This window comes from Amycolatopsis sp. NPDC028719 (assembly GCF_055565395.1).
In genome coordinates, this window is sequence record NZ_JBVHUL010000005.1 from 738475 (window position 1) to 765068 (window position 26594).

A 26594-nucleotide genomic window follows, 5' to 3' on the forward strand; every position below is an offset into this window, starting at 1 on the left:
GTATGGCAAATCATCAGTGAAACTGACGATCAGCTTAAGTGTAGAGTCATCCCGTGTCCAGCGACCTCGCCGTCACCCGCCGGCTCGGCTACCTGCTCAAGCACGCCCAGCTGCGGCTCGCCGAGCTGGCCGAGCCGCTGTACGCGCCGCTCGGCGTCACCGGCCGGCAGCTCGCGCTGCTCACCCTGTTCGGGGACGGGCCGGCGCTGTCGCAGCAGGAGGGCGCGGCCCGGCTGGGGATCGACCGGACGACGATGGTCGCGCTGGTCGACGAGCTGGAGGACAAGAAACTGGTCCGGCGGGAGGTCGCGCCCGGCGACCGCCGCAAGCGCCTCGTCACCCTGACCGGCGAAGGCGAGCGGGTCCGCGCGGCGGGGGAAGAAGTGACGCGGCAGGCCGAGGCGATGCTGTTGGAGCCCCTGGACGAAGGGGACGCGGAGCGGCTGCGCGCCGCACTGCGCCGCGTTGTTCGCGGGGAGTGAACGGCAGCGGGAAGCAAACGGACGACGGGGACGTTGTCCAGGTCATATCCGGAGAAAACCTCGGCTATAGTAGAGGTTTTGACACTGGGGGTTCCTCATGGACAACACCTGGGCGCTGCTGAGCTCGGCGATGCGCGCCAACGACGTCCCGAAAGGGCTGAGCCGCGGCACGCTGAAACGCGTCGCGCGGTTCGCCCGGCCGCACTGGCGGCGGCTGGTCGCCTTCCTCGTGCTGACCGTCGTCTCGGCGGTCCTGGCCGTCTCGACACCGGTGCTGGCGGGCAAGGTGGTCGACGCGATCGTCGGCGGCCGGGACCTGCCGCTGGTCGTCTGGCTCGCGGTCGTCATCGCCCTGCTCGCGGTGGCTGACGCCGGATTCGGCCTCGTCGAGCGCTGGCAGTCCGCGCGCATCGGCGAGGGCATCATCTACGACCTGCGGCGCGCGGTGTTCGAGCACGTGCAGCGGATGCCGATCGCCTTCTTCACGCGCACCCGCACCGGTGCGCTGGTCTCGCGGCTGAACAACGACGTCATCGGCGCGCAGCGGACGTTCACCGCGACGCTGTCCGGCCTGGTCACCAACACGATCCAGCTGGCGCTTTCGCTCGCCGTCATGCTGACGCTGTCGTGGCAGGTCACGCTGCTCGCGCTGGTGCTGCTGCCGATCTTCGTGCTGCCCGCGCGGCGGCTCGGCCGCCGGATGGCCGGGCTGCAGCGCGAAGCCGCGAACCTCAACGCCGGCATGACCACGCAGATGACCGAACGGTTCTCCGCGCCGGGCGCGACCTTGGTCAAGCTCTTCGGCCGGCCGGTCCAGGAAGCGGACGACTTCGGCGTGCGCGCGGGGCGCGTGCGCGACATCGGCGTGCGGACCGCGATGCTGACCCGCTGGTTCATGACGAGCCTGACCCTGGTTTCGGCGCTGGCGCAGGCGCTCGTCTACGGCCTCGGCGGGTATCTCGCGCTGACCGGCAAGCTCGCGCCGGGCACCGTCGTCGCGCTCGCGCTGCTGCTGACCCGGCTCTACGCACCGCTGACCGCGCTGGCGAACGTGCGCGTCGACGTCATGACGGCGCTGGTGTCCTTCGAGCGGGTCTTCGAGGTCCTCGACCTGAAGCCGATGATCGAAGAGAAGCCGTCCGCGCAGGCGCTGCCCGCTACTTCCGCCGGTGGTGTGTCCGTCGAGTTCTCCGACGTCCGCTTCGGTTACCCGGCGGCGGACCGGTATTCGCTGGCGTCGCTGGAGGACGTCGCGACGCTCGACCACCGCGGCGGGGAAGAGGTGCTGCACGGGATCTCGTTCCGCGCCGAGGCGGGGCAGATGGTCGCGCTGGTCGGGTCTTCGGGCGCGGGGAAGTCGACGATCGCGTCGCTGCTGCCGCGGCTGTACGACGTCGACTCCGGGTCGGTGCGGCTGTCCGATGTGGACGTGCGGGACCTGACTTTCGCGTCGCTGCGGGAAACCGTCGGCGTCGTGACCCAGGACGGGCACCTGTTCCACGAGACGATCCGCGCGAACCTGGCCTACGCGCGACCGGGCGTCACCGACGACGAGATCTGGGCGGCGCTGGAGCGGGCGCGGCTCGGTGAGCTGGCGCGTTCGCTGCCGGACGGCCTCGACACGACGGTGGGGGAGCGCGGCTACCGCCTCTCCGGCGGCGAGCGTCAGCGGCTGACGATCGCGCGGTTGCTGCTGGCGCAGCCCAAGGTCGTCGTGCTGGACGAGGCGACCGCGCACCTGGACTCGGAGTCCGAGGCGGCGGTCGGCGAAGCCCTGACCCACGCGCTGGCCGGCCGCACGGCCCTGGTCATCGCGCACCGCCTCTCGACGGTCCGCGCCGCCGACCAGATCCTCGTCCTGGAGCACGGCGAGATCGTCGAACGCGGCACGCACGAGGAACTCCTGGCCGCGAACGGCCGCTACGCAACCCTCCACGCAACTCAGTTCGCCGACCAGGAATCCGCCGTGGCGTGATCAGCCGGGCGTCACCCGTGATTGCAGGGGCATCACCCGTGACTGGGCGGGCATCACGTGTGATTGGCGGGGCATCAGCGCGATGCCCCGCCAATCACACGTGTGTCCCCTTCAGTCACGGATGATGCCCCTCGACGCACGTGTAGAGGGACTGGACCAGGGCCATCTTGCGGGGGTCGTCGCGGATCAGGGGGCCCAGCTGGTTGAGGGTGTAGCCGAAGGCGATGCCGTTCTCCGGGTCGACGGCGCCGGTGGAGCCGCCGAGGCCGTCGTGGCCGAAGGCCGTGGGGTTGGGGCCGAAGCCGCGGGCGTCGCTGCCGAGGTAGAAGCCCAGGCCCCACTCGTTCGGCAGGCCGAGCACCGCGTCGATCTCCTTGCCCTGGCTTTCCCGGGCCCGGGCCAGGCCCGCGGGAGACAGCAGCGTCCCGTCCAGCAGCCCGCCGTAGATGGTCGCGATCGCGCGAGCCGTGCCGTGGCCGTTCAACGCCGGCAGGACGGCGTGGCGCCAGGCCGGTTCGTTCGCGTGGTGCCCCGCGAGCTGCGGGTTGGTCAGCGCGGCCTGCGCGACCGGGCCGGCACTGGCGAACGCTGTGGCCAGCGCGTTCGCCATCTCTTCCGTCATGACCGGGTCGACCAGGGTCGCGCAGCGGTCCAGATCGGCGTCGGGACCCAGCCCGATCGAGAAGTCCGCGCCCAGCGGCCCGGCGACCTGTTCGGCGAAGAACTCGCGAACGCCCTGCCCGGCGATCCGCCGGACGACCTCGCCGACGAGCCAGCCGTACGCCAGCGCGTGGTACCCGCCCGCGGAACCCGGTTCGCACAACGGTTCCTGCGCCGCGAACAGCGACGTCATCAGGTCCCAGTCGTAGAGCTCCTCGACCGTCACCGGCCGGTCGAGGCCGATCCCGGGCACGCCGGAGCGGTGCGAGAGCAGCCACCGGACCGGGATCCCGTCCTTGCCCGCGGCGGCGAACTCGGGCCAGTACTTCGCGACCGGCGCGTCGACGTCCAGCTCGCCGGCGTCGGCGAGCCGGTGCGCGCAGATGGCGGTCATGCCCTTGGTCGTCGACCACACGTTGGCGAGGGTGTCCGGCCGCCACTCGCGGGTGCGGTCCGGGTCGGCCCAGCCGCCCCACAGGTCCACGACGACTTCGCCGTGGCGGAGGGCCGTGAACGCGGCGCCCAGCTCGCCGCGCTCGCGGAAGTTCGCTTCGAAGGCGTCGCGCACCGGCTCGAAACCGGGGGCGCACACACCGTGCACCGTCGCCGTGGAACCGTCCATGGGACCTCCTCCGAGCGCCGCGACCGGGCCACACCGACCAGTCGGTATGGAGACGCTAAAGGGGGCCGGGCACGCCCGTCAAGGCATGCCCGGCCGGTGCTTCTCCACGAACCGCTACTTCAGCCGCGGCACGATCGCGCCGTACTTCTCCAGCAGCGCCGCGTTCGCCTCGTCGCCGCCCTCCACATTGGAGCTGCGCCACAGCGGGACGTCGAGGCCTTCGGCCGTCCCGCGGTCGTAGACCTGGGCGAGCACGAGGTTCCACAGGAACGCGTTGACCACAGTGGACAGCGGCGCGGTCCGCGGCGCGTCCGGCGGGTAGCTCGCGTCGCCGGGGATGACCAGCGAGTCCAGCACGACGGTGCCCTGCTCGACCAGCGTGCTCGACGACCGCCGCGGCGCCGCCGCCACGCACGCCCGCGACGTGATCGCGATGACCGCCGCCCCCCGCTTGCGGGCCTCGATGCACAGCTCGACCGGGTACGGGTTCGACCCGGACGTCGAGAACACGACCAGCACGTCGTCCGGCCCCGGCGCGCGCTCGGCCAGGACCTCGGCGGCCAGGCCGGTGCGCCGTTCGGTCTTCGTGCTGCTCACCGCGCCGTGCAGCGGGAGCAGGTCCGGGTGGTACAGCGGGTACACGCAGGCCAGGCCGCCGGCCCGGTAGAACGTCTCGGCGACGGCGGCCAGCGAGTGCCCGGCGCCGGCGGTATAGACCAGTGCGTCCGCCCGGATCACCCCCAGCACCAGATCCGCCGCTTCGCGCACTGCCTCGGCGTTGGCCTGCTCGACGTCCGCCAGTTGCTTGGCGACGCTGCCCGCGATGTCCGTGGCGCTCACCACACCCACCCTTCCGTAGGGGACCGGGCGCCGAATCTACCGCGAAGATGGTGGTACGCGGTGGAATAGCCCGGTGGGCGGGCGCGGTTGACCCGGATGCGGGGCCGACAGGAGGACACGGGTGAGCGAAGCGGAACCGGCGGTGTCCGTGCGGCGGGCACGCGGGCGGACCGAAGCGGTGGTGCTCGTGCTGCACGGCGGCGCCGAGCGCGGCACCGGCGCCGTGCCGCCCTGGAAGCTGGCCTACCTCCGGATGGTCCCGATCGCGCGCGCCCTGCACCGGGCCGGCCGCAAGGACGGCGTCGAGGTGCGGCTGCTGCGCAACCGCCGTTACGGCTGGAACGCCCCCGCCATGGATCCGCTCGACGACGCCCGCTGGGCCCTCGAGCGCATCCGCGCCGACCACCCCGGCCTGCCGGTGGTCCTGGTCGGACACTCCATGGGCGCCCGGGTGGCGCTGCGCGTGGCGGACGACCCGGCCGTGCGCGGGGTCTGCGCGCTCGCGCCGTGGACGCCGCGGGGCGAGCCGGTGGACGCCGTCGCCGGGCGCTCGGTGCTCATCGTCCACGGCACCCGCGACCGGATGACCAGCCCGGCGGAGTCGCACGCCTTCGCCGAACGCGCCGAGGGCGTGGCCGCCCGCGTCGCCCGGTTCGAGATCGCCAACGAAGGCCACGCGATGCTCCGCCGGTCGTCCGTGTGGACCCGGCTGACGATTGCTTTCACACTGGAAGTGCTCGCCGGGGACCCCGCCGACGAGCTGCGCGGCGCGTGGGCCGCGCCGGGGCCCGAGCGGCTCCGAATACCGGTGTAGAACCGCCCCGAACAGGGCATACAGCGAAACGCGCCGCGGGGGTGCGGCGACTAAAATCACCGGCGCACCAGGCCGGCCGGAGGGAGAACCGTGACCACCTCGAGTGTTGACCGCGCTCAGGACATCCCCGACGAGTCCCGCTGGCCGGGGCTGGCCAGCCCGCCGCGGTCCGCACTGCGCGCGCGGATCGCCGCCTCGCTCTTCCGCCGTGCGGTCCGCCCGCTCGACGTGCGGGTGACGTTCCCCGACGGCACGGTGCTCGGCGCCGGCGGCCCGGAATCACCCGAAATGCGGATTCTGCGGCCGGAAGCGTTCTTCCACCGCCTCGGCGTCGACGCCAAGATCGGCTTCGGCGAGTCCTACATGGCCGGTGACTGGACCGCGTCCGACCTGGCCGAGGTGCTGACGCCGTTCGCCGAGCGGATGGCCACGCTCGTGCCGCCGGTGCTGCAGAAGTTCCGGCGGATCGCCGAGCGCACGCAGCCGCCGTCGGAGGAGAACACCCTCGAAGGCGCGCGGGCCAACATCCACCGGCACTACGACCTGTCCAACGACCTGTTCGGGGCCTTCCTCGACGAGTCGATGATGTACTCCTCGGCGCTGTTCGGCCCCGGCGAGGACCTCACCGCCGCCCAGCACCGCAAGATCGACAGCGTGCTCGACTACGCCGGCGTCCGCGCGGGCAGCGAGGTCCTCGAAATCGGCACCGGATGGGGTGAACTCGCCATCCGCGCCGCGGCCCGCGGCGCCCAGGTGACGTCGCTGACCATCTCGGAGGAACAGCGGGCGCTGGCCACCGAGCGGATCGCCGCGGCCGGGTTCTCCGACCGCGTCGACGTGAAGCTGTGCGACTACCGCGAGTCGAGCGGCCAGTACGACGCCGTGGTCAGCGTCGAGATGATCGAGGCGGTCGGGGCGTCCTACTGGCCGGCGTTCTACGCCACGATCGGGGAGCGGCTGCGCCCCGGCGGGCGGTTCGGCCTGCAGGCCATCACCATGGACCACGACCGGATGCTGGCGGCCTCGCGCGCCTACACCTGGATCCACAAGTACATCTTCCCGGGCGGCATCATCCCGTCGGTCCGCTCGATCGAAGACGGCCTGGTCGCGAACACCCGGCTCAGGCTGGCCGGGATGCGCGAGTTCGGCCAGGACTACGCGCGCACGCTACGGTTGTGGCGCGAACGGTTCCTGCACCGCTGGACCGACATCGCCGGGTTCGGGTTCGACGACGTCTTCCGCCGGATGTGGGAGTTCTACCTGGCCTATTCCGAGGCCGGGTTCCGCTCCGGGTACCTCAAGGTCCACCAGTTCGGCTACGAGGTGACCGACAAGTAACCTCCGTCGGCAACCCCGACCCGGTGCCGCACGTCCTCCTTTCGAGGACGTGCGGTTGACTGACGACGACAGGTTTGTCCGAATCGGGATTGGGTGATGGGTGATGACGTACCGTGGCGACGACGGCGGGCGCCGGATGCCGCCGCCCCGGCCGGGCGGGCGCTCCCGCGACCACCAGCGCGCGCAGATGATGCCGCTGCCCGGTCGCGGCCAGAGCCCGTACGACGAGCGCACCCGCCCGATGGGTACCCGCGAGGACGAGCGGCAGTACGCGCCGCCCCCGCCGCGTCAGGACCCGCCCCGGCGCCCGGTGGACGACGACTACCCGCCGTCCCGGCCGCCGCGCCGGCGTCGCTGGAGCTTCGGCCGGATCCTGCTGACGCTGGTGCTGGTGTTCGTCGTCTTCCTCGCCGGCATCTGGGTCTACCTGGAGTTCTCCATCAAGCGCGTCGACGCGCTCGCCGACTACTCCGGCCGCCCGGTCGCCGCGTCCGGCACCAACTGGCTGATCGTCGGCTCCGACAGCCGTGAGGGACTCACCGCCGCGGACGAGGAGCGCCTGGCCACCGGCGACGTCGCGGCGGCCGGCGGCGGGCAGCGCACCGACACGATCATGGTCGCGCACATCCCGGACAACTCCACGAAGCCGACGCTGCTGTCGCTGCCGCGCGACTCGCAGGTGTCGATTCCCGGCCACGGCAAGAACAAGATCAACGCGGCGTTCTCCCTCGGCGGGCCGAAGCTGCTCGCGCAGACCGTCGAAGGTGCCACCGGCCTGCACATCGACCACTACGCGGAGATCGGCTTCGGCGGGTTCGCCAAGATCGTCGACGCGATCGGCGGGGTCGACATGTGCATCGACAAGGACATGAACGACACCTTCACCAACATCAGCATCAAGGCCGGCTGCCAGTCCCTCGACGGCCGCTCGGCGCTGGGCTTCGTCCGGATGCGCCACAGCGACGCGACCCCGCGCTCGGACCTCGACCGCGTCGCCAACCAGCGCAAGTTCATCGGCGCGCTGGTCAGCCAGATCGCCAGCCCGGGCACGCTGCTCAACCCGTTCCACTTCTTCCCGCTGCTGGGCTCGGGGCCGGACGCGCTGACGCTGGACTCGGGCGACCACGTGCACAACCTGGTGGGCCTGGCGCTGGCGATGCGCGGCATCTCCTCGGGTGGCGTGGTGACGACGACGGTCCCGGTGACCAGCGGGTCGGCGGAGAACTGGGACAAGACCAAGTCGAAGCAGATGTTCGACGCGCTGAAGAACGACACGGAGATCCCGGACAGCGTCATCGTCAATTAATTCGGAAGCGCTCGAGGTCTCGGCCGGGGCACCATGGAACCCATGGAGACCCCGGCCGAGACCTTTGCACGTGACGAGTTTTCCCTGACCCGCTGGACGTTCGCCGACGCCCCGGAACTCACCGCGACGGTCGCCGGGTCCCTCGACCACATCGGGGCCTGGATGATCTGGGCCACCGACGGCTACACGGCCGAAGACAGCACCGAGTTCCTGCAGCGCACCCGGAAGAACTGGGAAACCGGGGAAACGCACGACTTCGCCCTCCGCGTCGGCGGCTCGATCGCGGGCGCCGTCGGCATCATGGCGCGCGAAGGCGGGGTCGAGATCGGCTACTGGCTCGCGCGGGACTTCGTCGGCCGCGGGCTGGTGACGCGCGCCGTTTCGCTGTTGACGGCGGAGGCGTTCCGGCTCGGCGCCGGGTACGTCGAGATCAAGCACGACGAGCTGAACGTCCGAAGTGGAGCGGTCCCCGCGCGCCTCGGATTCACGAAGGTGCGCGAGGAACCGGTCGAGAAGCCACTCGCGCCGGCGTGTGCGGGGACGAATCACGTGTGGCGGAAGGAAAAGCCGTGAAAGAGATGCTGACGTTCCCGCGCGGAGCCGAGCCGAGCCACCGGTGGCTGTGCGAGCGGCGCGAGTTCACGAACCGGGCCGCGAAACGCGGGAGCCGCGCGGACGCGCACGAGTACGCGATCCGGCGGCGCCGGCGTGACCGCCCGAGAAGGTGGCCGGCGGCCGGACTGCGCCGGCCCCGGCCTTGGCCGCCCCGCGGGTGGCGTCGCTGACCGCTCAGGAAACCTTGTTGCGCTCCCGCAGCACCTTGAGCGCCTGGTCGGCGTGCACGGTGAAGTTCAGCTCGCTCTTGATCTTCTCGAGGATCCTCCGGTCCTCGCCAATCACGAACGTCGCGCGCTTGGCGTGCAGCGGCAGCAGCTTCCGCCAGACGCCGAACTGCTTCGCGACTTCACCCTCCACATCGGACAGCAGTGGGTAGTCGAAGCCGTTGGCCTCGGAGAACTGCCGCTGCTTGGTGACGCCGTCCGGGCTGATGCCGACGCGGTGCGCGCCGACCTCGGCGAACTCGGCGGCCAGATCGCGGAAGTGGCAGCTCTCCGCCGTGCAGCCGCCGGTCATCGCGGCCGGGTAGAAGAACAGTACCACCGGGCCGGTGGCCAGGAAGTCCGACAGCGTGCGGTCGGCGCCCTGGTCGTCGGGCAGCGTGAAATCGGGGGCGAGGTCTCCGGCGTCCATGGAGGTCCCTTCTCGTCGGCGGCAGAACCCATCCTGCCGGGTCTTCGGAGCCACCCCGAACCCGGCTTGGTCCCCAGCGCCCCAATGTGGCCTTGGGTGCGTCCAACGCACCGAAGGCCGCCTTGGGGCGCTCGGGTCAGCCGGTGGGGTGGCGGGCGATGAGCTCGTCGACCTCGTCGCCGGTGGCCGAGTCCGCCACGAACGGGCCGCGGGCCGCCAGGACGCCCAGCTGACGCAGCCTCGCCGCCTGCTCGTGCGTCCGGACCCCTTCCGCCCCGACCCGGAGGTTCAGCTCGCGGGCCCGCGTGACCAGCTGCGTCAGGTGCCGCAGCGCCGGCTCCGGCGGTGAGTCCGAGTCCAGCGCGTCGATCACCGCGCCCGAAAGGATCACGTGGTGGACGGGCAGCCGGCGCTGGGGGATCAGCTCCAGGTCCGCCGAGCCCGAGATGGTCAGCACCAGCTGCGTCCCCAGGTCGGCCAGCACCGCGAACGAGTCCAGCACCTCGCCGCGCGGGTCGAGGACCGAGTCGCGGTCCGTGCACAGCCGCAGCGCCTGCGCCGGCAGCTCGTGCTTGTCCAGCTGCTCCTTCACCAGCAGCACCAGGTCCGGGTCGATCGCCAGCCGCGTCGGCAACCGGACGCACACGTCCGGCGCCGCCTCGCCGAAGCGCGACCGCCAGCGGGCCGTCGCCGCCAGGGACTCCGCCAGGAGCCAGCGGCCCAGCGGCACCGTCATGCCCGTGGTCTGGGCCAGCGGGTAGAACTCGTCGGAGCCGAGCTCGCCCTTCTCCGGGTGGTTCCAGCGCAGGCCCGCGTTCACCGCGGCGAGCCGGTCGGGGTCGGCGAGCTTCACCGTCGGCTGGTAGATGAGCGAGAACTCGCCGTTCTCCAGCGCCCCGGCGATCACCGCGCCCAGCTGGTAGCGGCCGCGGTCGCGGGCGTCCAGCTCGGGGTCGAACAGCATCCACTGCGCCTTGCCGGCCTCCTTGGCCCGGTGCAGCGCGATCTCGGCCGCCCGCAGCAGCTCCGCGGCGCCACCCTCGACGGCCGCGCGTACGACGATGCCCGCGCTCGCGCTCACGCCGATGCCGTGCCCGCCCAGGTAGATCGGCTCGTTGAGGTCCTCCAGCGCCCGCTCGACGAGGCCGACGACCTCGGCGGCGGACAGCTCGCCCCGCAGCAGCACCGCGAAGCCGTCGCCGGACAACCGCGCGACGAACCCGTCGTGGTGGCCGGTGAACACGGCCGACAGCTTGCCCGCGACCCCGCGCAGCACCTGGTCGCCGACGCCGGCGCCGAGACCGTCGTTGACGACCTTGAAGCCGTCGACGTCGAGGTAGATCAGCGCGATGTCGTCGTGCGCGCCGGCGCCGAGCGCCGCTTCGAGCTTCGTGGTGAACGACGACGCGTTGGGCAGCCCGGTCAGCGGGTCGTGCACGTTCTGGTGCAGCAGCCGTTCCTGCAGCAGGTGCAGCTCGTTCGCGTCGGACACCATCAGCACCGGGTAGACCGAGCCCGGCCGGTCGCCGGGCAGCCGGGCGAGGGTGACGTCGGTCCAGAGCTGCCCGTCTTCGGTGTGGTCGAGCAGCATCCGCTCCTGATAGCGCTCACGGCCGCCCCGCACCAGTTCGAGCCCCGCCTTGAGCCGCGAGATGTCGTGGTCGGTGGAGCCGAGGTCGGTGAGGTGGCGGCCGCGCAGCAGGTTCGGCGAGCAGCCGAGCAGCTGGCCGAGCGCGAGGTTGGCCTCCACGATCTCGCCGTCCGGGTCGGCCAGCGCGATCCCCATCGGCGATGCCGCGTAGAGCGCGGTGAACCGGTGCAGGGCACCGTCGTGCCCGGACCCGGCGTGGTCGACCGCGTCGTGCGCGATCTCCAGCAGCAGCGGTTCCAGCTCTTCCAGGGGAAGTGTTACTCCTTTGGTGTCGGCCAACGTCGCCGCCCACCGGCGCGCCACGTCCAGCAGTCCTGGCGCGGCACCGGACTCAGGCACACTTCACCTCTTCACGCACAGGTCGGGCCAGGTCAGCCGCGGTGCCGGGGATCAGCGAGCCACACCGGGTGCCCCTCGCCCGCGACCGATGCCACGCCATCATGTGTGTCACGGGGTGTCTACCGGCTGAACGAGTGAACGAATCTCCACAGGAGGTAACTTTATGTCACTCGGTGTATGCAGTGGTGGACGGTACCGCGGTCACCGAGGCGTCAGGCGCACCGGCAGGCCGTCGGCGGGCACCGGCAGGGAGACGTAGTCCCACTTCGCGGTGTAACCGTCCGGAACCGACCAGCGGTGGGCCCGCAGCATTTCGTGCATCAGCAACTTCACCTCGAGGCCGCCGAAGTGGAGCCCGATGCACTTGTGCGCGCCGCCGCCGAACGGCATCCACGCCATCCGGTGGGACTTGTCCTCGCGGCGCGGCTCGGCGAACCGCTCCGGGTCGAACGCGAAGGGGTTCGTCCAGCACTCCGGCGTGAAGTGGTTCACCGTCGGCGAGACACCGCACAGCGTGCCCGCCGGGAGGTAGTGGCCGAGCACCTCGGTGTCCTTGACGGTCTGGCGGGTCAGCGACGGCACCGGGGCGACCAGCCGCAGCGCTTCCTTCATGACGAGGTCGAGGGTTTCCAGCCGGTCGACGGCGTCGATGTCGAGGAGGTCGTCGCCGAGGGCGAGGGACTCCTCGCGGGCGCGTTCCTGCCACTCGGGGTGCTTGGCGAGGTAGTACGCCATGGCGCTGCTGGTGATCGTCGTCGTGTCGTGCGCGGCCATCATCAGGAAGATCATGTGGTTGACGATGTCGGTGTCGGTGAAGCGGTCGCCGTCCTCGGTGGTGGCGTGGCAGAGCGCGGTGAACAGGTCGTCGCCGTCCGACTTCCGTTTGGCGGGCAGGGTTTCGCTGAAGTAGCGCTCGAGGACCTTCCGCCCGTGCAGGCCCGCCGACCAGCGCCCGCCGGGCATGGGGAAGCGCACCAGGGCGGTGCCGGCGCGCACGGAGCTGACGAACGCGCGGTTGATCCGGTGGGCGTCGGCGCCGCTGCGCATGCCCATGAACACGCGCGTCGCGACGTCGAGGGTCAGCTGCTTGAGCGCCCAGTACAGCCGCGGCCGCTCGGCCGACCCCCAGCTCGCGACGCCTTCGCGCAGCGCCGGGCCCATCTCGCCGACGTAGCCGATGAGCCGCTGCCGGGTGAACGCCTCCTGCATGATCCGGCGGTGCAGGTGGTGCTCGCCGAAGTCCATCAGCATCAGGCCGCGCTCGAAGAACTTCTCGATGAAGAACTTCCAGCCTTCTTGCGAGAACGCCTTGTCCTTGTTGACGAGCGCGATCTGCGTCGCCTCCGGCCCGGACAGCGCGACGATCTTCCGGCCGAAGCCGCCGGTCCACGACACGGGGCCGTAGAGCTCGTGGCGGCGCAGGCCGAACGCGGGGCCGAAGCGCATCATCTCGAGCATGTGCCCGACGACCGGCGGCCCTTCGTCGCCGAGGACGGGCTTGAGGCCGCTGCCGGCGGGCGGCGTCGCGAGCTCCTTGACGGGCCAGCGCGAGTGCAGCCAGCGTTCGTCGACCCGCCGGGGGAGGGGGAGCGAAGTCAGCGGCGGCACGCGTTCGCGCAGTGCTTCGGTGGCTCGGCTCACGGTGCCCGGCAAAGTGACCATCTCCCCGCTGAGATCGGTGACCCCTTCACGATGCACCCTTGTTGACGATGTGACAACAGGTTCGGGTGTCCTCTTTTCGGGTGGCTTCTCAGCGCGCTGCGGCGCGGCGGAACTCGCTCGGGTTCGTGCCGCGGACCCGCTTGAACGCGGCGCTGAACGCGAAGGCGTCGGCGTACCCGACGGTGCGGGCGACCTCCGCGACGGTCCGGTCTTCCCGCTCGGCGAGCAGGTCGGCGGCGAGCGCCATGCGCCGGCGGGTGAGGTAGGTCAGCGGCGGTTCGCCGACCAGGTCGGCGAACCGCTTGGCCAGCGTCGACCGGGACACGCCGGTGTGGCCGGCCAGCTTCCCGACCGTCCAGGGCGCGGCCGGGTCGGCGTGCAGGAGGCGCAGCGCGTGGCCGACCACCGGGTCGCGCTGGGCGGTCCACCAGGCCGGGGGTTCGCCGCCCGGCCGGTCGAACCATTCGCGCAGCGTGCAGACCAGCATCCAGTCGAGCAGCCGGTCGAGCACCACCTGCTGACCGGGCGCGTCGACGGCGACCTCGGCGGCGAGGTGGTCCAGCACGGCGTCCCCCGTGCCCCCGCCGCCGACGCGCAGGACGGCGGGCAACGCGTCCAGCAGCCGGGCGCCGACCTCACCGCCGGCCGGGTAGGCGCCGACGATCAGCGTCGTCGCGCCGTCGCCGGGGTCGTGCCAACCGCGCCGGTGCCGGGTCCCGCCCTCTTCGGGCGCCGCGCAGTGCTCGCCGCACGCGACCGGTTCGGCCGGGGTGCCGACCTCGTCGACGAAGGTGAAGGTCTCCGGTCCGCGCACGACGACCGTGTCGTAGGCGCGCAGCGGTTCCGGCGCGCCGTGCTCGGGCACGATCCAGCCGCCCCCGGTGAGGACGGTGCACAAGGTGAGCGGCGCGCCGTCGACGAAGTGCAGCGCCCAAGGCGGCGAGAGGGTCGAGCTGCCGAACAGCGAGCCGTGCGCCCGCAGGTCACCGAACGCGTCCACGTCCCCGAGATTAGACGATCACGCAGGCATTCCGGGGTCTCGCCCATGGGCGCGTCCGAGCCGATCGGGTTGACTCGACGTCATGACCGTTCTGACTGATCAGGACCTCGAGTTCCTCCGGCGGCCCCTGCACGGGTTCCTGACCGTGGCGGCGGGGCAGCCGCGGCCGGTGTGGTTCGAGGCCGCGACCGACGGCACGATCCAGCTGTTCACCGAACCGGACGCACCCAAGGTGCGGCGCCTGCGCCGCGACCCCCGCGCGTCCCTGGTGGTCGCGGCGCCGGTGGGGGAGCGCGAACGGTGGGTTTCGGTCGCGGGCCGCGTCACGGTGGAACCCGACGGAGCGCACGACCTGGCGTCCCGCTTGGCGGCGCGCTACTGGGACCTCGACGACCCGGCCCGGGCCGCGGACCTGGCCGGAATCCTGGCGGTGGACCAGGTCCGCCTGGTCCTGCACCCGGAAACCGTCCACCGCTACGCCTACTGACCTACGGCTTTCGGGCGCGGGGGTGGCTGACAGGCAGCGGGCCCGAGGCGGGGTCACTTGTCCAGGGCGACGGTGAAGAAATCGGTGAGCTTGCCGACCGCGAGGTCGATGTACTCGCGCTTGTCGTAGAGATCGACGTGGCTCGCGCCCTCGATCCAGTGGATCTCCGCCGGGCCGGTGGCGCGCCGGTGGGCTTCCAGGCCCATCCAGGCGGTGACGGCGCGCTCGCCGAGGATCTGCAGGATCGGGCGCGGGCCGATCAGCGGCACGGCGTGGAAGACGTCGCTCGCGGCCATCTTGTCGACGCTGTCCCAGGTGAGGAACTTCGCCGAGCGCTCGTGGTGGCCGCGGGCGCCGCAGTAGTACTCCCAGCCTTCGATGCCGTGCTGCCCGCCGAGCGCGCCGGCTTCCGCGGCGGTCTCGGGGAACATCGTCAGCACGCCGGGGTCCTCGCCGCGGGCGGCTGCGGTGCGTGCCTGCGCGGCGGCGTCCAGCAGCCCCTGGAAGACGGCCGGGTCCTGGGTGCCGTCGGCGCCGTAGCGGAACTGGCGGGCCGGCTCGGCCGTGCAGACCGTCGCGACGGCCTTGACCCGGTGATCACCGCCGGTGGCGGCGAGCGAATAGCCGCCGGAGGCGCAGATGCCCAGCAGGCCGATCCGGCCGGCGTCGACCTCGGGCCGGGTGGTGAGGAAGGAGACCGCGGCCTTGAAGTCCTCGATCCGCTGGGCGGGATCCTCCAGCCCGCGCGGCAGGCCGCCGGACTCGCCCTGGTGGGCGGCGTCGAAGGCGAGGGTCACGAAGCCCCGCTCGGCCATCAGGCTCGCGTAGGTTCCGGAGGTCTGCTCCTTGACGCCGGTGCCGGGGTGGCCGACCACGAGGGCCGGAAGCGGGCCGTCGGCGCCGTCGGGAACGTAGAGGTGGGCGGCGATGTCGATGCCGGCGCTGGTGAAGGTGACGGTGGTGGTCATGTCTCCACCATCGACCCGGGATGGGACCGGCAAAAGCCGCGGGTTCCTGCCTGGGAAGAATCCTTCCCAGGCAGGAACTCGATCGGGAGATCAGTCCCAGTCGAGCGCGCCGCCCGACTGGTACTCGATGACGCGGGTCTCGAAGAAGTTCTTCTCCTTCTTCAGGTCCATCGCCTCGGACATCCACGGGAACGGGTTCTCGGTCTCGCCGAAGATCGGCTGGAGGCCGATCTGCTGCGCGCGCCGGTCGGTGATGAAGTGCATGTACTGCTCGCACAGCTGCGCCGACAGGCCGAGCATGCCGCGGGGCATCGTGTCGCGCGCGTACTTGACCTCGAGCTCGCACGCCTCCTTCAGCATCCCGCGGACCTCTTCCTGGAACTCGGGCGTCCACAGGTGCGGGTTCTCGATCTTGATCTGGTTGATGCAGTCGATGCCGAAGTTCAGGTGGATCGACTCGTCGCGCAGGATGTACTGGTACTGCTCGGCGATGCCGACCATCTTGTTGCGGCGGCCGAGCGACAGGATCTGCGCGAAGCCGGTGTAGAACCACATGCCCTCGAAGATCACGTAGAACGCGACGAGGTCACGCAGGAACGCCGTGTCGGCCTCCGGCGTCCCGGTCTTGAAGTCCGGGTCCTCCAGGTGCTGCGTGTACTTCAGCGCCCACGCGTCCTTGTCCGAAATGGACGGGACCTCGCGGTACATGTTGAACAGCTCGCCCTCGACCAGGCCGAGGCTCTCGCAGATGTACTGGAAGGTGTGCGTGTGCACGGCTTCCTCGAACGCCTGGCGCAGCAGGTACTGGCGGCACTCGGGGTTGGTGATCTGCCGGTACACCGCGAGCACGATGTTGTTGGCCACCAGGGACTCCGCGGTCGCGAAGAAGCCCAGGTTGCGCTTGAGCATCTGCCGCTCGTCCTCGGTGAGGCCGTCCTTCGACTTCCACAGCGCGATGTCGGCCTGCATGGCGACCTCGGTCGGCATCCAGTGGTTGTTGCAGCCGGCCAGGTACTTCTCCCAGGCCCACGTGTACTTCATCGGCAGCAGCTGGTTGACGTCGGCGCGCGCGTTGATCATGCGCTTGTCGTCGACGTTGATCCGGGCGGCGCCGACCTCGATCTCCCCGAGGCCGGTCGCGTCCGTGGTCTCCACGTTGGTCATGTTCCTCAGGTTCCTTACTGGCAGGATTCGCAGTCGGGGTCGTCGATGCGGCAGGCGGCGCCCTCGGTGGCGACGAAGTCCACGTCCATCTTCGGCAGTTCCTTGGACTCCGGCTTCGGAGCCGGGGTCGCCGGCACGGCCGGGACCGCGGCGGTGGGCGCCGGCGCGGGAGCCGGAGCCGCCGCGGGAGCTGCCGGGGCCGGGGTGGCCGAGACGGCGTTCAGCTTGCCGTCGGTGCCGCGCAGGGTGCTCTTCTCCACGTGCGTCGCGGACTGCGCCCGCAGGTAGTACGTGGTCTTGAGGCCCTTGTGCCACGCGTAGCGGTACAGCTCGTCGAGCTTGCGGCCGCTCGGCGCCGCGATGTAGAGGTTCAGCGACTGCGCCTGGTCGATCCACTTCTGGCGCACCGAACCGGCGTCGACGATCCACTTCGACTCGATCTCGAACGCCGTCGCGTACAGCGCCTTCAGGTCGTCCGGCACGCGGTCGATCCGGCCGAGGCTGCCGTCGAAGTACTTGAGGTCGCTGACCATGACCTCGTCCCACAGGCCGCGGGCCTTGAGGCTCTTGACCAGGTGCGGGTTGACCACGGTGAAGTCGCCCGACATGTTCGACTTGACGAACAGGTTCTGGAACAGCGGCTCGATCGACTGCCCGACCCCGGAGATGTTGGAGATCGTCGCGGTCGGCGCGATCGCCATCACGTTGGAGTTGCGCATGCCGACGGTCTTGACGCGCTCGCGCAGCGGCGCCCAGTCCAAGGTGGACGACAGGTCGACGTCGAGGCCGTCACCGCGGCGGGCGTCGATGAGCAGCTGCATCGAGTCGATCGGCAGGATGCCCTTGCTCCACAGCGATCCCTCGAACGACTGGTACTGCCCGCGCTCCTCGGCGAGGTCGGTCGACGCCGAGATCGCGTAGTAGGAGAGGTGCTCCATGGAGACGTCGGCGAACTTCACGGCCTCGTCGGAGGCGAACGGGACGCCGATCTCGAACAGCGCGTCCTGGAAGCCCATGATGCCCAGGCCGACCGGGCGGTGGCGCAGGTTGGAGCGGCGCGCCTCCGGGATCGTGTAGAAGTTGATGTCGATCACGTTGTCCAGCATGCGGACGGCCGTGCGCACGGTCTTCTCGAGGCGCTGGGTGTCCAGGCCCTCGGGGGTGACGTGCTTGAGCAGGTTCACCGAGCCGAGGTTGCAGACCGCGACCTCGTCGGTGGTGGTGTTCAGCGTGATCTCGGTGCACAGGTTCGACGAGTGCACGACGCCGACGTGCTGCTGCGGCGAGCGCAGGTTGCACGGGTCCTTGAACGTGATCCACGGGTGGCCGGTCTCGAACAGCATGGTGAGCATGCGGCGCCACAGCTCCACCGCGCGGATCCGGCGGAACACCTTGATCTCGCCGCGGTCGGCCATCGCCTCGTACTCGCGGTAGCGGGCGGAGAACTCGTTGCCGTAGAGGTCGTGCAGGTCCGGGGTCTCGTTCGGCGAGAACAGCGTCCACTCGGCGTTGGCCTCGACGCGGCGGAGGAACTCGTCCGGCACCCAGTTCGCGGTGTTCATGTCGTGGGTGCGCCGGCGGTCGTCACCGGTGTTCTTGCGCAGGTCGAGGAACTCCTCGATGTCCACGTGCCAGGTCTCGAGGTACGCGCACGCCGCGCCCTTGCGCTTGCCGCCCTGGTTGACCGCGACCGCGGTGTCGTTGGCGATCTTGAGGAACGGCACGACGCCCTGCGACTGGCCGTTGGTGCCCTTGATGTGCGCGCCGAGGCCGCGGACCGGGGTCCAGTCGTTGCCGAGGCCGCCCGAGTACTTCGCCAGCAGCGCGTTGTTCTTGTACGCCTGGAAGATCGAGTCCAGGTCGTCGTCCACCGTGGTCAGGAAGCAGGACGACAGCTGGGCGCGCGTGGTGCCCGAGTTGAACAACGTCGGGGTGGACGCCATGAAGTGGAACGTCGAGAGCAGCTCGTAGAACTCGATGGCGCGGGCTTCGCGGTCGTCCTCGCGGATCGCCAGGCCCATCGCGACGCGCATGAAGAACGCCTGCGGCAGCTCGAAGCGGGTGCCGTCGTGGTGCTGGAAGTACCGGTCGTAGAGCGTCTGCAGGCCGAGGAAGCCGAAGTCGAGGTCACGCTTGGCTTCGATGGCGGCGGTGATCTTGTCGAGGTCGAACGAGAGCAGCTCGCTGTCGACCAGCTCCAGCTCGACCGCGCGGCGCAGGTAGGCACGGAAGTACGCGGGGTACTCCGCCGCCATCTCGTCCTGGCTGGCCTGGCGCGGCTTCTTCGCGAGGTAGCTCAGGGCCTCGCCGCGCAGCTTGTCCAGCAGCAGCCGGGCGGAGACGTAGGAGTAGTTCGGCTCCTGCTCGACCAGTACGCGGGCGGCCAGGACCTGGGCCAGGGCCAGCTCGTCGGCGCTGATGCCGTCGTAGAGGTTGCGCTTGGCCTCGGCCAGCACCGGCTCGGCGCTGACGTCTTCGAGGCCGGCGACGGCCTCGCCCACGACGTGGGACACGCGGGCCCAGTCGAGCGGGCGCAGGACGCCGTCGGCGCCCTTGACGTTCAGCGCGACCTCGGTGGTGGCGGGCTTGGCGGCCTCGCGGGCCTTGCTGCGCTCGTCGCGGTAGAGGACGTACGCGCGGGCGACCTTGTGGTGCTCGCCGCGCATGAGGGCGAGCTCGACGATGTCCTGGATCTGCTCGATGTGCAGGGCGGTTTCGGGGCCGGCGTGCCGCAGCAGGGTGGTCTCCACCTGCTGGGTCAGCTCCGCGACGACGTGGTGCACGCGGGAGGACGCGGCGGCGTCGCCACCCTCGACCGCGAGGAACGCCTTGGTCAGCGCGACCGAGATCTTCCCGGCGTCGAACGGCGACACGCTGCCGTCCCGCCGGATGACCCGGATCGCGGTGGATGTGTCGGCGGCGGAGGGCCGCTGACCGGTTTCGACTGACATGCGTGTCTCCAAATTTGGGCGCGTTCGATCGCCACACGGCGTCATGAGGCCGTGCGCAGGTGTTTTCCAGGCTGCTTGGCAGGTCTTGCGCAGCGGTCTCCCCGTCGCTGGGGCCTGCCGGTTCCCAGAGACTACATGTAGGGGTGCCCGCCCGCACGGGCCCCCAGATGGCGTGTCGCGAGTTCACTCTGACGGGATTGCGTGATCACCCAGAGAAGCACTTCAACGCGCGATTGCGGGGTTCCGCGGGTAGGTTTTCGCAGCCGGTCAGGAGCCGAAGCGCAGCTCCGACTTCGGGAGCTCCAGGCTCGTCACCGGCCGGCGCCCGGCGAGGTAGCCGAGCGGGCCGTCCGGGTTGAAGCTCCAGTCCGCCGACGCCGGGCGTGGCCGGATCTTCGCGCCGACCGGGGTGCGCAGGAGGCCGTCGCGTTCCTGGACCACCTCGAACGATGTCGGCACGCGCAGCGGCAAGGCGGGCCGGGGCTTGAACGCCGCCGTCGCGATCCAGTCGTCCGCCGTTGCCGCCGTGGCCTGGAACGTGCGGCCGCCGGTGAAGTCCAGGGTCGCCAGGTCCTTCGGGATCGCCCACAGCTCGCGGCCGCCCGCCAGGGATGCCTCGCTGTCGACCCAGATCTCGGTGATCGAGCAGGACACCCGCCGGGCCTTGATCGCCACCGCGGAAAGGAGTTCGTGGTAGGCCATCTGCCCGGGCGGGGTGTAGTCGATCCACGCCGTGAACACCGACGCGTGGCCGGCCACGCGCAACGGCTCGGTGCCGGGCGGCAACGCGGGCAGCCGAGAAGGCGGGACGCGCCAGATCGACACGTGCGCGTCGGCGGTCAGGTTCCAGGGCTGCGGCGGGTAGAGGCTCATTGTTCCAACCAGGGGAGATACGGGGGCAGGTCCTTGTCGACGCGCATGCCGAACGCGGGCGGCCGCTTCTGCAGGAACGACATGACCCCTTCGACGGCGTCCGGGCTCGCGCCCAGCCCGCCGATGAGACGGGAGTCGAGTTCGTGCACCGGGAACGGCGACTCGGCGCTCGCCATCCGGTAGAGCAGCCGGCGGGTCACCGCGACCGACACCGGCGCGGTCTTCTCCACGATTTCGCGCGCCAGCTTGTACGCCTCGTCGAGCACGGTGCCGGTCGGGAACACCTGGTGCACCAGTCCCTTTGAGAGGGCTTCGGCGGCGGGGAACACCCGGCCGCTGATCATCCAGTCCAGCGCGGTGCCCATGCCGACGAGCCGGGGGAGGAACCACGCCGACGCGCCTTCGGGGTAGATGCCGCGCCGCGTGAACACGAAGCCGAAGCGTGAGTCTTCCGAGGCGAGCCGGTAGTCGCACGAGAGCGTGATCGTGACGCCGCCGCCGACGGCCGCGCCGTGCAGGGCCGCGATCACCGGCTTGTTCATCGTGAAGATCCGCTTCGAGCACCGGCCGGCGGGCTCCTGCCACGCGGCGTCCGGCCCGGTCGCCGGGTCGAAGTCGAAGCCGCCCTGCGACAGGTCGGCGCCGACGCAGAAGTCCGGGCCCGCGCCGGTCAGCACGACGACGCGGACGTCCTCGTCGCGGTCCGCGCGGTCCATGGCGGCGCCGAGCTCGTCGGCCATCCGGATCGTGTAGCCGTTGCGCGCCTCCGGGCGGTTCAGCGTCACCGTGGCTATCCGGTCCGCGACGGCGTAGGTGATCTCGGCGTAGTCGGCCATGGTGAGGAACGTATTGGAGCCGGCCACTACTGGCAAGATGTCAATAGCGCACTTTCACGTGAAAGTGCGCTCGCTGCCCCAGGCAAAACAATCAGGCGTGCTTGATTTTTCCGGTGGCCGGTGCGACGCTGGGCGCCAGGACGCAAGGAGGCGGCGGATGGCGGATCTCGGCGTGATCCTCGGGGATCTCGACGCGGAGACACGGACGATCGACGACGTGGTGGCGGACCTGCCCGCGTCGGACTGGGCGCGGGCCACGCCCGCCGAGGGGTGGACGATCGCGCACCAGATCGCGCACCTGGCCTGGACCGACCGGAAGGCCCTGATCGCGGCGGCTCACCCGGAGGACTGGCAGGCCGAGGTCGAGGAGCTGCTCAAAGCGGGGGAGACCTACGTCGACGACGGCGCCGCGGCCGGGGCCGAGCGCCCGCCGCGCGAGATCCTCGAAGACTGGCGTTCCGGGCGCGCCGCGCTGGCCGCCGCGCTCGCCGCCGTGCCGGACGGGCAGAAGCTGCCGTGGTACGGCCCGCCGATGAGCGCGGCCTCCATGGTCACCGCGCGGCTGATGGAGACCTGGGCGCACGGCCAGGACGTCTTCGACGCCCTCGGCCTGACCCGCGAGCCCACCGCGCGCCTCTGGCACATCGCGCGTTTCGGCACACGCACCCGCGACTTCGCGTTCCTGACCCGCTCGCTCGCCCCGCCGGCGGAGGAGTTCCGCGTCGAGCTGACCGCGCCCGATGGCACCACCTGGGCGTTCGGCCCGGAGGAGGCCGAGCAGAAACTCACCGGCAGCGCGCTGGACTTCTGCCTGGTCGTCACGCAGCGGCGGCACCCGGCCGACACCGACCTGGTCGCCCACGGTGCCGACGTCGAAGAGTGGCTGACCATCGCGCAGGCCTTCGCCGGGCCACCCGGAGAAGGCCGTAAGCCGGGGCAGTTCGCATGACCTATCGCATCGGCAACGCTTCGGGCTTCTACGGTGATCGCTTTTCCGCAGTCCGCGAGATGCTCACCGGCGGGCCCCTCGACGTCCTGACCGGCGATTACCTGGCCGAGCTGACCATGCTCATCCTCGGCCGCGACCGGATGAAGGACGCGAACCGCGGCTACGCCAAGACGTTCCTGCGCCAGATGGAGGAGAACCTCGGCCTGGCGAAGGAAAAGGGCGTCAAGATCGTCGCCAACGCGGGTGGCCTGAACCCCGCCGGGCTCGCGGACGCGCTCCGGGAGCTGGCCGGTCGCCTCGGTCTCGACGTCAAGATCGCGCACGTCGAAGGTGACGACCTGGTGGCCCGTGCCGAGGAGCTGGACCTCGGGAAACCGTTGACCGCCAACGCCTACCTCGGCGCCTGGGGCATCGTCGAATGCCTCAACGCGGGCGCGGACGTCGTCGTCACCGGGCGCGTCACCGACGCCTCGGTGATCGTCGGGCCGGCCGCCGCGCACTACGGCTGGGCGCGCGACGACTTCGACGCCCTCGCCGGCGCGGTCGCGGCCGGGCACGTCATCGAATGCGGCGCCCAGGCCACCGGCGGCAACTACGCCTTCTTCACCGAGCACTCCCTCGGCGTGCCGGGCTTCCCGATCGCCGAGATCGAGGCCGACGGCTCCAGCGTCATCACCAAGCACCCCGGCACCGGGGGCGTGGTGAACACCGGCACGGTCACCGCGCAGCTGCTGTACGAAATCACCGGCGCGCGCTACGCGGGACCCGACGTGACCACGCGGTTCGACACGCTCTCGCTGACCGAAGACGGACCCGACCGCGTCCGCATCTCCGGCGTCCGCGGCGAAGCTCCGCCGCCGACCCTGAAGGTCGCGCTCAACACCCTCGGCGGGTTCCGCAACGAGACGACGTTCGTCCTCACCGGACTCGACATCGAGGCGAAGGCCGCGCTGGTGCGAGAACAACTCGAAGCGTCCTTGAAGGACCGGCCGCCCGCCGACGTCCGCTGGACTCTCGCGCGCACCGACCACGCCGACGCGGACACCGAGCAGGCCGCGAGTGCGCTCCTGCACGTCGCCGTCAAGGACGCCGATCCCAAGGTCGCCGGGCGCGCGTTCACCGGCGCCGCCGTCGAGCTGGCGCTGGCCAGCTACCCCGGGTTCCATGTCACCGCACCACCGTCCGACGCCTCGCCGTACGGCGTCTACACCGCGGCTTATGTGGACGCGGGGAAGGTGCCGCACGTCGCGGTGCTGCCGGACGGGATGCGGGTCGACATAGCGCCCTCGGTGTCCACTCAAGACCTGTCCGATGTGGACGAGCCCGCCCTGCCCGAACCCCTGGACCACGGGCCGGTGCGCCGCGTGCCTCTGGGTACCGTCGTCGGTGCCCGCAGCGGGGACAAGGGCGGCAACGCCAACCTCGGCGCCTGGGTGCGGTCCGAAGAGGCCTGGCGGTGGCTGGTGCACCGGCTGACCGTCGCCGAGTTCAAGCTGCTGCTGCCCGAGACGGCCGACCTGCCGGTGACGCGCTACCTGCTGCCGAACCTGCGGGCGCTGAACTTCGTCGTCGAAGGCATCCTCGGCGAGGGTGTCGCTTCGCAGGCGCGGTTCGACCCGCAGGCCAAGGCGCTGGGCGAGTGGCTGCGCTCGCGCGAAATCGATGTTCCCGAGGTGCTCCTGTGACCGATCCGTTCCGGACGCCCGAGCGGGCCGAACTGCGCAAGACCGTGCGGAAGTTCGTCGAGCAGGAGGTCCTGCCGCACCTCGACGACTGGGAGCGCGCCGGCGAACTGCCCCGCGACCTGCACCGCAAGGCCGGGGACCTCGGCCTGCTCGGGGTCGCGTTCCCCGAGGAGATCGGCGGCGGCGACGGCAACTACCTCGACGCGCTCGTCGTCGCCGAGGAAATGCACTACGCGGGCGGCTCCGGCGGGCTGTTCGCGTCGCTGTTCACCTGCGGCATCGCCGTCCCGCACATCGCGGAGGCGAACGACCCGGTCCAGCTCGAACGCTGGGTCCGCCCGACGCTGACCGGCGACAAGATCGGCTCCCTGGCCGTCACCGAGCCGGACGGCGGCTCGGACGTAGCCGGGATCCGGACCACCGCCGTGCGCGAAGGCGACGAGTACGTCATCAACGGTGCCAAGACCTACATCACCTCCGGCTGCCGCGCGGACTTCGTGACGACAGTCGTGCGCACCGGAGGCGAAGGCGCGCACGGGCTTTCGCTGATCGTCGTCGAACGCGGGACACCCGGGTTCACGGTGTCGCGCAAGCTCGAGAAGATGGGCTGGCTCTGCTCCGACACCGCCGAGCTGTTCTACGTGGACGTCCGGGTGCCGGTGGAGAACCTGGTGGGCACCGAGAACAGCGGGTTCGCGCAGGTGGCCACCCAGTTCGTCACCGAACGGCTTTCCCTGGCCGTGCAGGCGTACGCGCACGCCCAGCGCGCCCTCGACCTGACGCTGGACTGGTGCCGGCTGCGCGAGACGTTCGGCCGCCCGCTCATCTCGCGGCAGGTCGTGCAGCACAAACTGACCGAGATGGCGCGGAAGACCGACGTCGCGAGGACCTACACCCGGCAGGCCGCGATCCGGCACGTCTCGGGCGAAGAGGTCATCGCCGAAGCCTGTTTCGCCAAGAACACCGCCGTCGAGGCCGCCGAGTGGGTGGTCAACGAGGCCGTCCAGCTGCACGGCGGGCTCGGGTACATGCGCGAGTCCGAAGTGGAGCGCCACTACCGCGACGTCCGGATCCTCGGCATCGGCGGTGGCACCACCGAGATCCTCACCGGCCTGGCCGCGAAGCGATTGGGATACACCTCGTGACTACCTTGAGGTCCACAGTGGACACGCGGGCCGCCGAGTTCGGCGCCAACCGCGAGGCGATGCTGGAGAAGCTCGCCGAGATCGACGCCGAGCAGGCCAAGGCCGTGGCCGGCGGCGGCGAGAAGTACGTCGAACGCCACCGCAAGCGCGGCAAGCTCCTGGCCCGCGAGCGCATCGAGCTGCTGCTCGACGAGGACTCGCCGTTCCTTGAGCTGTCGCCGCTGGCGGCTTGGGGCACCGACTACCGCGTCGGCGCGAGCCTGGTGACCGGTATCGGGGTCGTCGAAGGCGTCGAGTGCCTGATCTCGGCCAGCGACCCGACGGTCAAGGGCGGCGCCAGCAACCCGTGGACCACCAAGAAGAGCTTCCGGGCGGCCGACATCGCCGCGCAGAACCGGCTGCCGTCGATCAACCTCGTCGAGTCGGGCGGTGCGGACCTGCCGACGCAGAAGGAAATCTTCATCCCCGGTGGTCGGATCTTCCGCGACATCACGCGGGCCTCCGCCGCGGGCTGCCCGACGGTCGCGCTGGTCTTCGGCAACTCCACCGCGGGCGGGGCGTACCTGCCGGGCATGTCCGACTACGTCGTGATGGTCAAGGAGCGCGCGAAGGTGTTCCTCGGCGGGCCGCCGCTGGTCAAGATGGCCACCGGTGAAGAGTCCGACGACGAGTCGCTCGGCGGCGCCGAGATGCACGCGCGGACCTCGGGCCTGGCCGACTACCTGGCCGTCGACGAGCAGGACGCGATCCGCCTCGGCCGGAACATCATCAAGCGGCTCAACTGGACCAAGCAGGGACCGACGCCGAAGCCCGACTACGCCGAGCCGCTGTACGACGCCGAGGACCTGCTCGGCATCGTGCCGACCGACCTCAAGGTGCCCTTCGACCCGCGCGAGGTCATCGCCCGCGTCGTCGACGGCTCGGACTTCGACGAGTTCAAGCCGCTCTACGGCTCGTCGCTCGTGACGGGATGGGCGAGCATCCACGGCTACCCGGTCGGCGTGCTGGCCAACGCCCAGGGCGTGCTGTTCGGCGAGGAGTCGCAGAAGGCCGCGCAGTTCATCCAGCTGGCCAACCAGATCCACACGCCGCTGGTGTTCCTGCACAACACGACCGGGTACATGGTCGGCAAGGAGTACGAGCAGAGCGGCATCATCAAGCACGGCGCGATGATGATCAACGCGGTGTCGAACTCGAAGGTGCCGCACCTGTCCGTCCTCATGGGAGCGTCCTACGGCGCCGGGCACTACGGGATGTGCGGCCGCGCCTACGATCCCCGCTTCCTGTTCGCGTGGCCGAGCGCGAAGTCCGCGGTGATGGGCCCGGCGCAGCTGGCCGGCGTGCTGTCCATCGTGGCCCGCGCGGCGGCGGAAAGCCGCGGCCAGGAGTACAACGAGGAGCACGACAAGGCCATGCGCGCCATGGTGGAAGGCCAGATCGAAGCCGAGTCGATGCCGATGTTCCTCTCCGGCATGCTCTACGACGACGGCATCATCGACCCGCGCGACACCCGCACCGTGCTGGGGCTGAGCCTGTCCGCGATCCACAATGGACCAGTGAAGGGCGCCGAGGGCTTCGGCGTCTTCCGGATGTGAG

Annotated in this window: 23 protein-coding genes; 12 read left to right on the forward strand and 11 right to left on the reverse strand. The window is 70.7% G+C overall.

Annotation, left to right across the window (positions count from 1 at the left end; translation table 11 throughout):
* The first annotated feature begins 53 nt into the window (after positions 1–53).
* Both ACZ4TR_RS26765 and ACZ4TR_RS26770 read left to right on the forward strand, forming a co-directional pair.
* Positions 54–482, forward strand: coding sequence for a MarR family winged helix-turn-helix transcriptional regulator (locus ACZ4TR_RS26765; RefSeq protein WP_465289511.1), 429 nt, complete (start codon positions 54–56; stop codon positions 480–482).
* Positions 483–579: 97 nt separating this feature from the next.
* Positions 580–2457, forward strand: a complete 1878-nt coding sequence (locus tag ACZ4TR_RS26770) for an ABC transporter ATP-binding protein (RefSeq protein ID WP_465289512.1) — start codon at positions 580–582, stop codon at positions 2455–2457.
* Between the two features lie 115 nt (positions 2458–2572).
* Here ACZ4TR_RS26770 and ACZ4TR_RS26775 read toward each other — a convergent pair whose 3' ends face one another.
* Together ACZ4TR_RS26775 and ACZ4TR_RS26780 are read right to left on the reverse strand one after the other, a co-directional pair.
* On the reverse strand, positions 2573–3739 hold the full coding sequence (locus tag ACZ4TR_RS26775; RefSeq protein WP_465289513.1) for a serine hydrolase domain-containing protein: 1167 nt from the start codon (positions 3737–3739) through the stop codon (positions 2573–2575).
* A gap of 114 nt (positions 3740–3853) precedes the next feature.
* Positions 3854–4582: an SIS domain-containing protein gene (locus ACZ4TR_RS26780; protein ID WP_465289514.1), complete on the reverse strand. Its 729-nt coding sequence runs from the start codon at positions 4580–4582 to the stop codon at positions 3854–3856.
* A 118-nt stretch (positions 4583–4700) separates the two neighbouring features.
* Here ACZ4TR_RS26780 and ACZ4TR_RS26785 point away from each other — a divergent pair, with 118 nt between their 5' ends.
* From ACZ4TR_RS26785 to ACZ4TR_RS26805, 5 genes are all read left to right on the forward strand, one after another.
* Complete coding sequence (locus ACZ4TR_RS26785) at positions 4701–5393, forward strand: alpha/beta hydrolase (protein ID WP_465289515.1); 693 nt, start codon at positions 4701–4703, stop codon at positions 5391–5393.
* Positions 5394–5483: 90 nt separating this feature from the next.
* A complete protein-coding gene (locus tag ACZ4TR_RS26790; RefSeq protein WP_465289516.1) occupies positions 5484–6731 on the forward strand; it encodes a class I SAM-dependent methyltransferase in 1248 nt (415 codons plus the stop codon).
* Between the two features lie 103 nt (positions 6732–6834).
* Positions 6835–8037: an LCP family protein gene (locus ACZ4TR_RS26795; RefSeq protein WP_465289517.1), complete on the forward strand. Its 1203-nt coding sequence runs from the start codon at positions 6835–6837 to the stop codon at positions 8035–8037.
* Positions 8038–8079: 42 nt separating this feature from the next.
* Entirely contained in the window at positions 8080–8610 is a 531-nt protein-coding gene (locus ACZ4TR_RS26800) for a GNAT family N-acetyltransferase (RefSeq protein ID WP_465289518.1), read from the forward strand.
* Positions 8607–8822 (forward strand): hypothetical protein, encoded by a 216-nt coding sequence (locus ACZ4TR_RS26805; RefSeq protein WP_465289519.1) that lies wholly within the window; start codon positions 8607–8609, stop codon positions 8820–8822. The genes ACZ4TR_RS26800 and ACZ4TR_RS26805 overlap by 4 nt, the downstream gene beginning before the upstream one ends.
* A gap of 4 nt (positions 8823–8826) precedes the next feature.
* Here the strand turns inward: ACZ4TR_RS26805 and ACZ4TR_RS26810 are convergent, their stop codons facing one another.
* The 4 genes from ACZ4TR_RS26810 to ACZ4TR_RS26825 form a co-directional block, all read right to left on the reverse strand.
* Complete coding sequence (locus ACZ4TR_RS26810; protein WP_465289520.1) at positions 8827–9288, reverse strand: peroxiredoxin; 462 nt, start codon at positions 9286–9288, stop codon at positions 8827–8829.
* 136 nt (positions 9289–9424) lie between these two features.
* Positions 9425–11242 carry a putative bifunctional diguanylate cyclase/phosphodiesterase gene (locus tag ACZ4TR_RS26815; RefSeq protein WP_465289784.1) on the reverse strand — a complete coding sequence of 606 codons (1818 nt, stop codon included), beginning with the start codon at positions 11240–11242 and terminating at the stop codon, positions 9425–9427.
* A gap of 237 nt (positions 11243–11479) precedes the next feature.
* On the reverse strand, positions 11480–12940 hold the full coding sequence (locus tag ACZ4TR_RS26820) for a cytochrome P450 (protein ID WP_465289786.1): 1461 nt from the start codon (positions 12938–12940) through the stop codon (positions 11480–11482).
* Between the two features lie 88 nt (positions 12941–13028).
* A complete protein-coding gene (locus ACZ4TR_RS26825) occupies positions 13029–13940 on the reverse strand; it encodes an AraC family transcriptional regulator (protein WP_465289521.1) in 912 nt (303 codons plus the stop codon).
* An 82-nt stretch (positions 13941–14022) separates the two neighbouring features.
* On the opposite strand from ACZ4TR_RS26825, the gene ACZ4TR_RS26830 reads away from it, so the two are divergent.
* Complete coding sequence (locus ACZ4TR_RS26830) at positions 14023–14427, forward strand: pyridoxamine 5'-phosphate oxidase family protein (RefSeq protein ID WP_465289522.1); 405 nt, start codon at positions 14023–14025, stop codon at positions 14425–14427.
* 53 nt (positions 14428–14480) lie between these two features.
* On the opposite strand, the gene ACZ4TR_RS26835 is transcribed toward ACZ4TR_RS26830, so the two are convergent.
* From ACZ4TR_RS26835 to ACZ4TR_RS26855, 5 genes are all read right to left on the reverse strand, one after another.
* Entirely contained in the window at positions 14481–15395 is a 915-nt protein-coding gene (locus tag ACZ4TR_RS26835) for an alpha/beta hydrolase (protein WP_465289523.1), read from the reverse strand.
* Between the two features lie 90 nt (positions 15396–15485).
* On the reverse strand, positions 15486–16559 hold the full coding sequence (locus tag ACZ4TR_RS26840; RefSeq protein ID WP_364517590.1) for a ribonucleotide-diphosphate reductase subunit beta: 1074 nt from the start codon (positions 16557–16559) through the stop codon (positions 15486–15488).
* A 14-nt stretch (positions 16560–16573) separates the two neighbouring features.
* Complete coding sequence (locus tag ACZ4TR_RS26845; RefSeq protein WP_465289524.1) at positions 16574–19510, reverse strand: ribonucleoside-diphosphate reductase subunit alpha; 2937 nt, start codon at positions 19508–19510, stop codon at positions 16574–16576.
* 267 nt (positions 19511–19777) lie between these two features.
* A complete protein-coding gene (locus tag ACZ4TR_RS26850; RefSeq protein ID WP_465289525.1) occupies positions 19778–20383 on the reverse strand; it encodes an acetoacetate decarboxylase family protein in 606 nt (201 codons plus the stop codon).
* Positions 20380–21219 carry an enoyl-CoA hydratase-related protein gene (locus ACZ4TR_RS26855; protein WP_465289788.1) on the reverse strand — a complete coding sequence of 280 codons (840 nt, stop codon included), beginning with the start codon at positions 21217–21219 and terminating at the stop codon, positions 20380–20382. Before ACZ4TR_RS26855 ends, ACZ4TR_RS26850 begins: the two co-directional genes overlap by 4 nt.
* 157 nt (positions 21220–21376) lie before the next feature.
* On the opposite strand from ACZ4TR_RS26855, the gene ACZ4TR_RS26860 reads away from it, so the two are divergent.
* From ACZ4TR_RS26860 to ACZ4TR_RS26875, 4 genes are read left to right on the forward strand one after another with little or no spacing between them, the layout of a single operon-like run.
* On the forward strand, positions 21377–22168 hold the full coding sequence (locus ACZ4TR_RS26860) for a TIGR03084 family metal-binding protein (protein ID WP_465289526.1): 792 nt from the start codon (positions 21377–21379) through the stop codon (positions 22166–22168).
* Entirely contained in the window at positions 22165–23853 is a 1689-nt protein-coding gene (locus tag ACZ4TR_RS26865) for an acyclic terpene utilization AtuA family protein (protein ID WP_465289527.1), read from the forward strand. The genes ACZ4TR_RS26860 and ACZ4TR_RS26865 overlap by 4 nt, the downstream gene beginning before the upstream one ends.
* Positions 23850–24998 (forward strand): acyl-CoA dehydrogenase family protein, encoded by a 1149-nt coding sequence (locus ACZ4TR_RS26870; protein WP_465289528.1) that lies wholly within the window; start codon positions 23850–23852, stop codon positions 24996–24998. The genes ACZ4TR_RS26865 and ACZ4TR_RS26870 overlap by 4 nt, the downstream gene beginning before the upstream one ends.
* The gene (locus ACZ4TR_RS26875) at positions 24995–26593 is read left to right on the forward strand and encodes an acyl-CoA carboxylase subunit beta (protein ID WP_465289529.1); all 1599 of its coding nucleotides are present in this window, start codon (positions 24995–24997) and stop codon (positions 26591–26593) included. The genes ACZ4TR_RS26870 and ACZ4TR_RS26875 overlap by 4 nt, the downstream gene beginning before the upstream one ends.
* The last annotated feature ends 1 nt before the right edge of the window (position 26594 follow it).

Bases quoted from the DNA above. Each gene is read 5' to 3' on its own strand.
- ACZ4TR_RS26800 (WP_465289518.1), top strand. From the start codon at position 8,080: ATGGAGACCCCGGCCGAGACCTTTGCACGTGACGAGTTTTCCCTGACC.
- ACZ4TR_RS26860 (WP_465289526.1), top strand. From the start codon at position 21,377: ATGGCGGATCTCGGCGTGATCCTCGGGGATCTCGACGCGGAGACACGG.
- ACZ4TR_RS26835 (WP_465289523.1), bottom strand. From the start codon at position 15,395: ATGACCACCACCGTCACCTTCACCAGCGCCGGCATCGACATCGCCGCC.
- ACZ4TR_RS26775 (WP_465289513.1), bottom strand. From the start codon at position 3,739: ATGGACGGTTCCACGGCGACGGTGCACGGTGTGTGCGCCCCCGGTTTC.
- ACZ4TR_RS26855 (WP_465289788.1), bottom strand. From the start codon at position 21,219: ATGGCCGACTACGCCGAGATCACCTACGCCGTCGCGGACCGGATAGCC.
- ACZ4TR_RS26770 (WP_465289512.1), top strand. From the start codon at position 580: ATGGACAACACCTGGGCGCTGCTGAGCTCGGCGATGCGCGCCAACGAC.
- ACZ4TR_RS26820 (WP_465289786.1), bottom strand. From the start codon at position 12,940: ATGGTCACTTTGCCGGGCACCGTGAGCCGAGCCACCGAAGCACTGCGC.
- ACZ4TR_RS26850 (WP_465289525.1), bottom strand. From the start codon at position 20,383: ATGAGCCTCTACCCGCCGCAGCCCTGGAACCTGACCGCCGACGCGCAC.
- ACZ4TR_RS26795 (WP_465289517.1), top strand. From the start codon at position 6,835: ATGACGTACCGTGGCGACGACGGCGGGCGCCGGATGCCGCCGCCCCGG.
- ACZ4TR_RS26865 (WP_465289527.1), top strand. From the start codon at position 22,165: ATGACCTATCGCATCGGCAACGCTTCGGGCTTCTACGGTGATCGCTTT.
- ACZ4TR_RS26840 (WP_364517590.1), bottom strand. From the start codon at position 16,559: ATGACCAACGTGGAGACCACGGACGCGACCGGCCTCGGGGAGATCGAG.
- ACZ4TR_RS26845 (WP_465289524.1), bottom strand. From the start codon at position 19,510: ATGTCAGTCGAAACCGGTCAGCGGCCCTCCGCCGCCGACACATCCACC.
- ACZ4TR_RS26830 (WP_465289522.1), top strand. From the start codon at position 14,023: ATGACCGTTCTGACTGATCAGGACCTCGAGTTCCTCCGGCGGCCCCTG.
- ACZ4TR_RS26810 (WP_465289520.1), bottom strand. From the start codon at position 9,288: ATGGACGCCGGAGACCTCGCCCCCGATTTCACGCTGCCCGACGACCAG.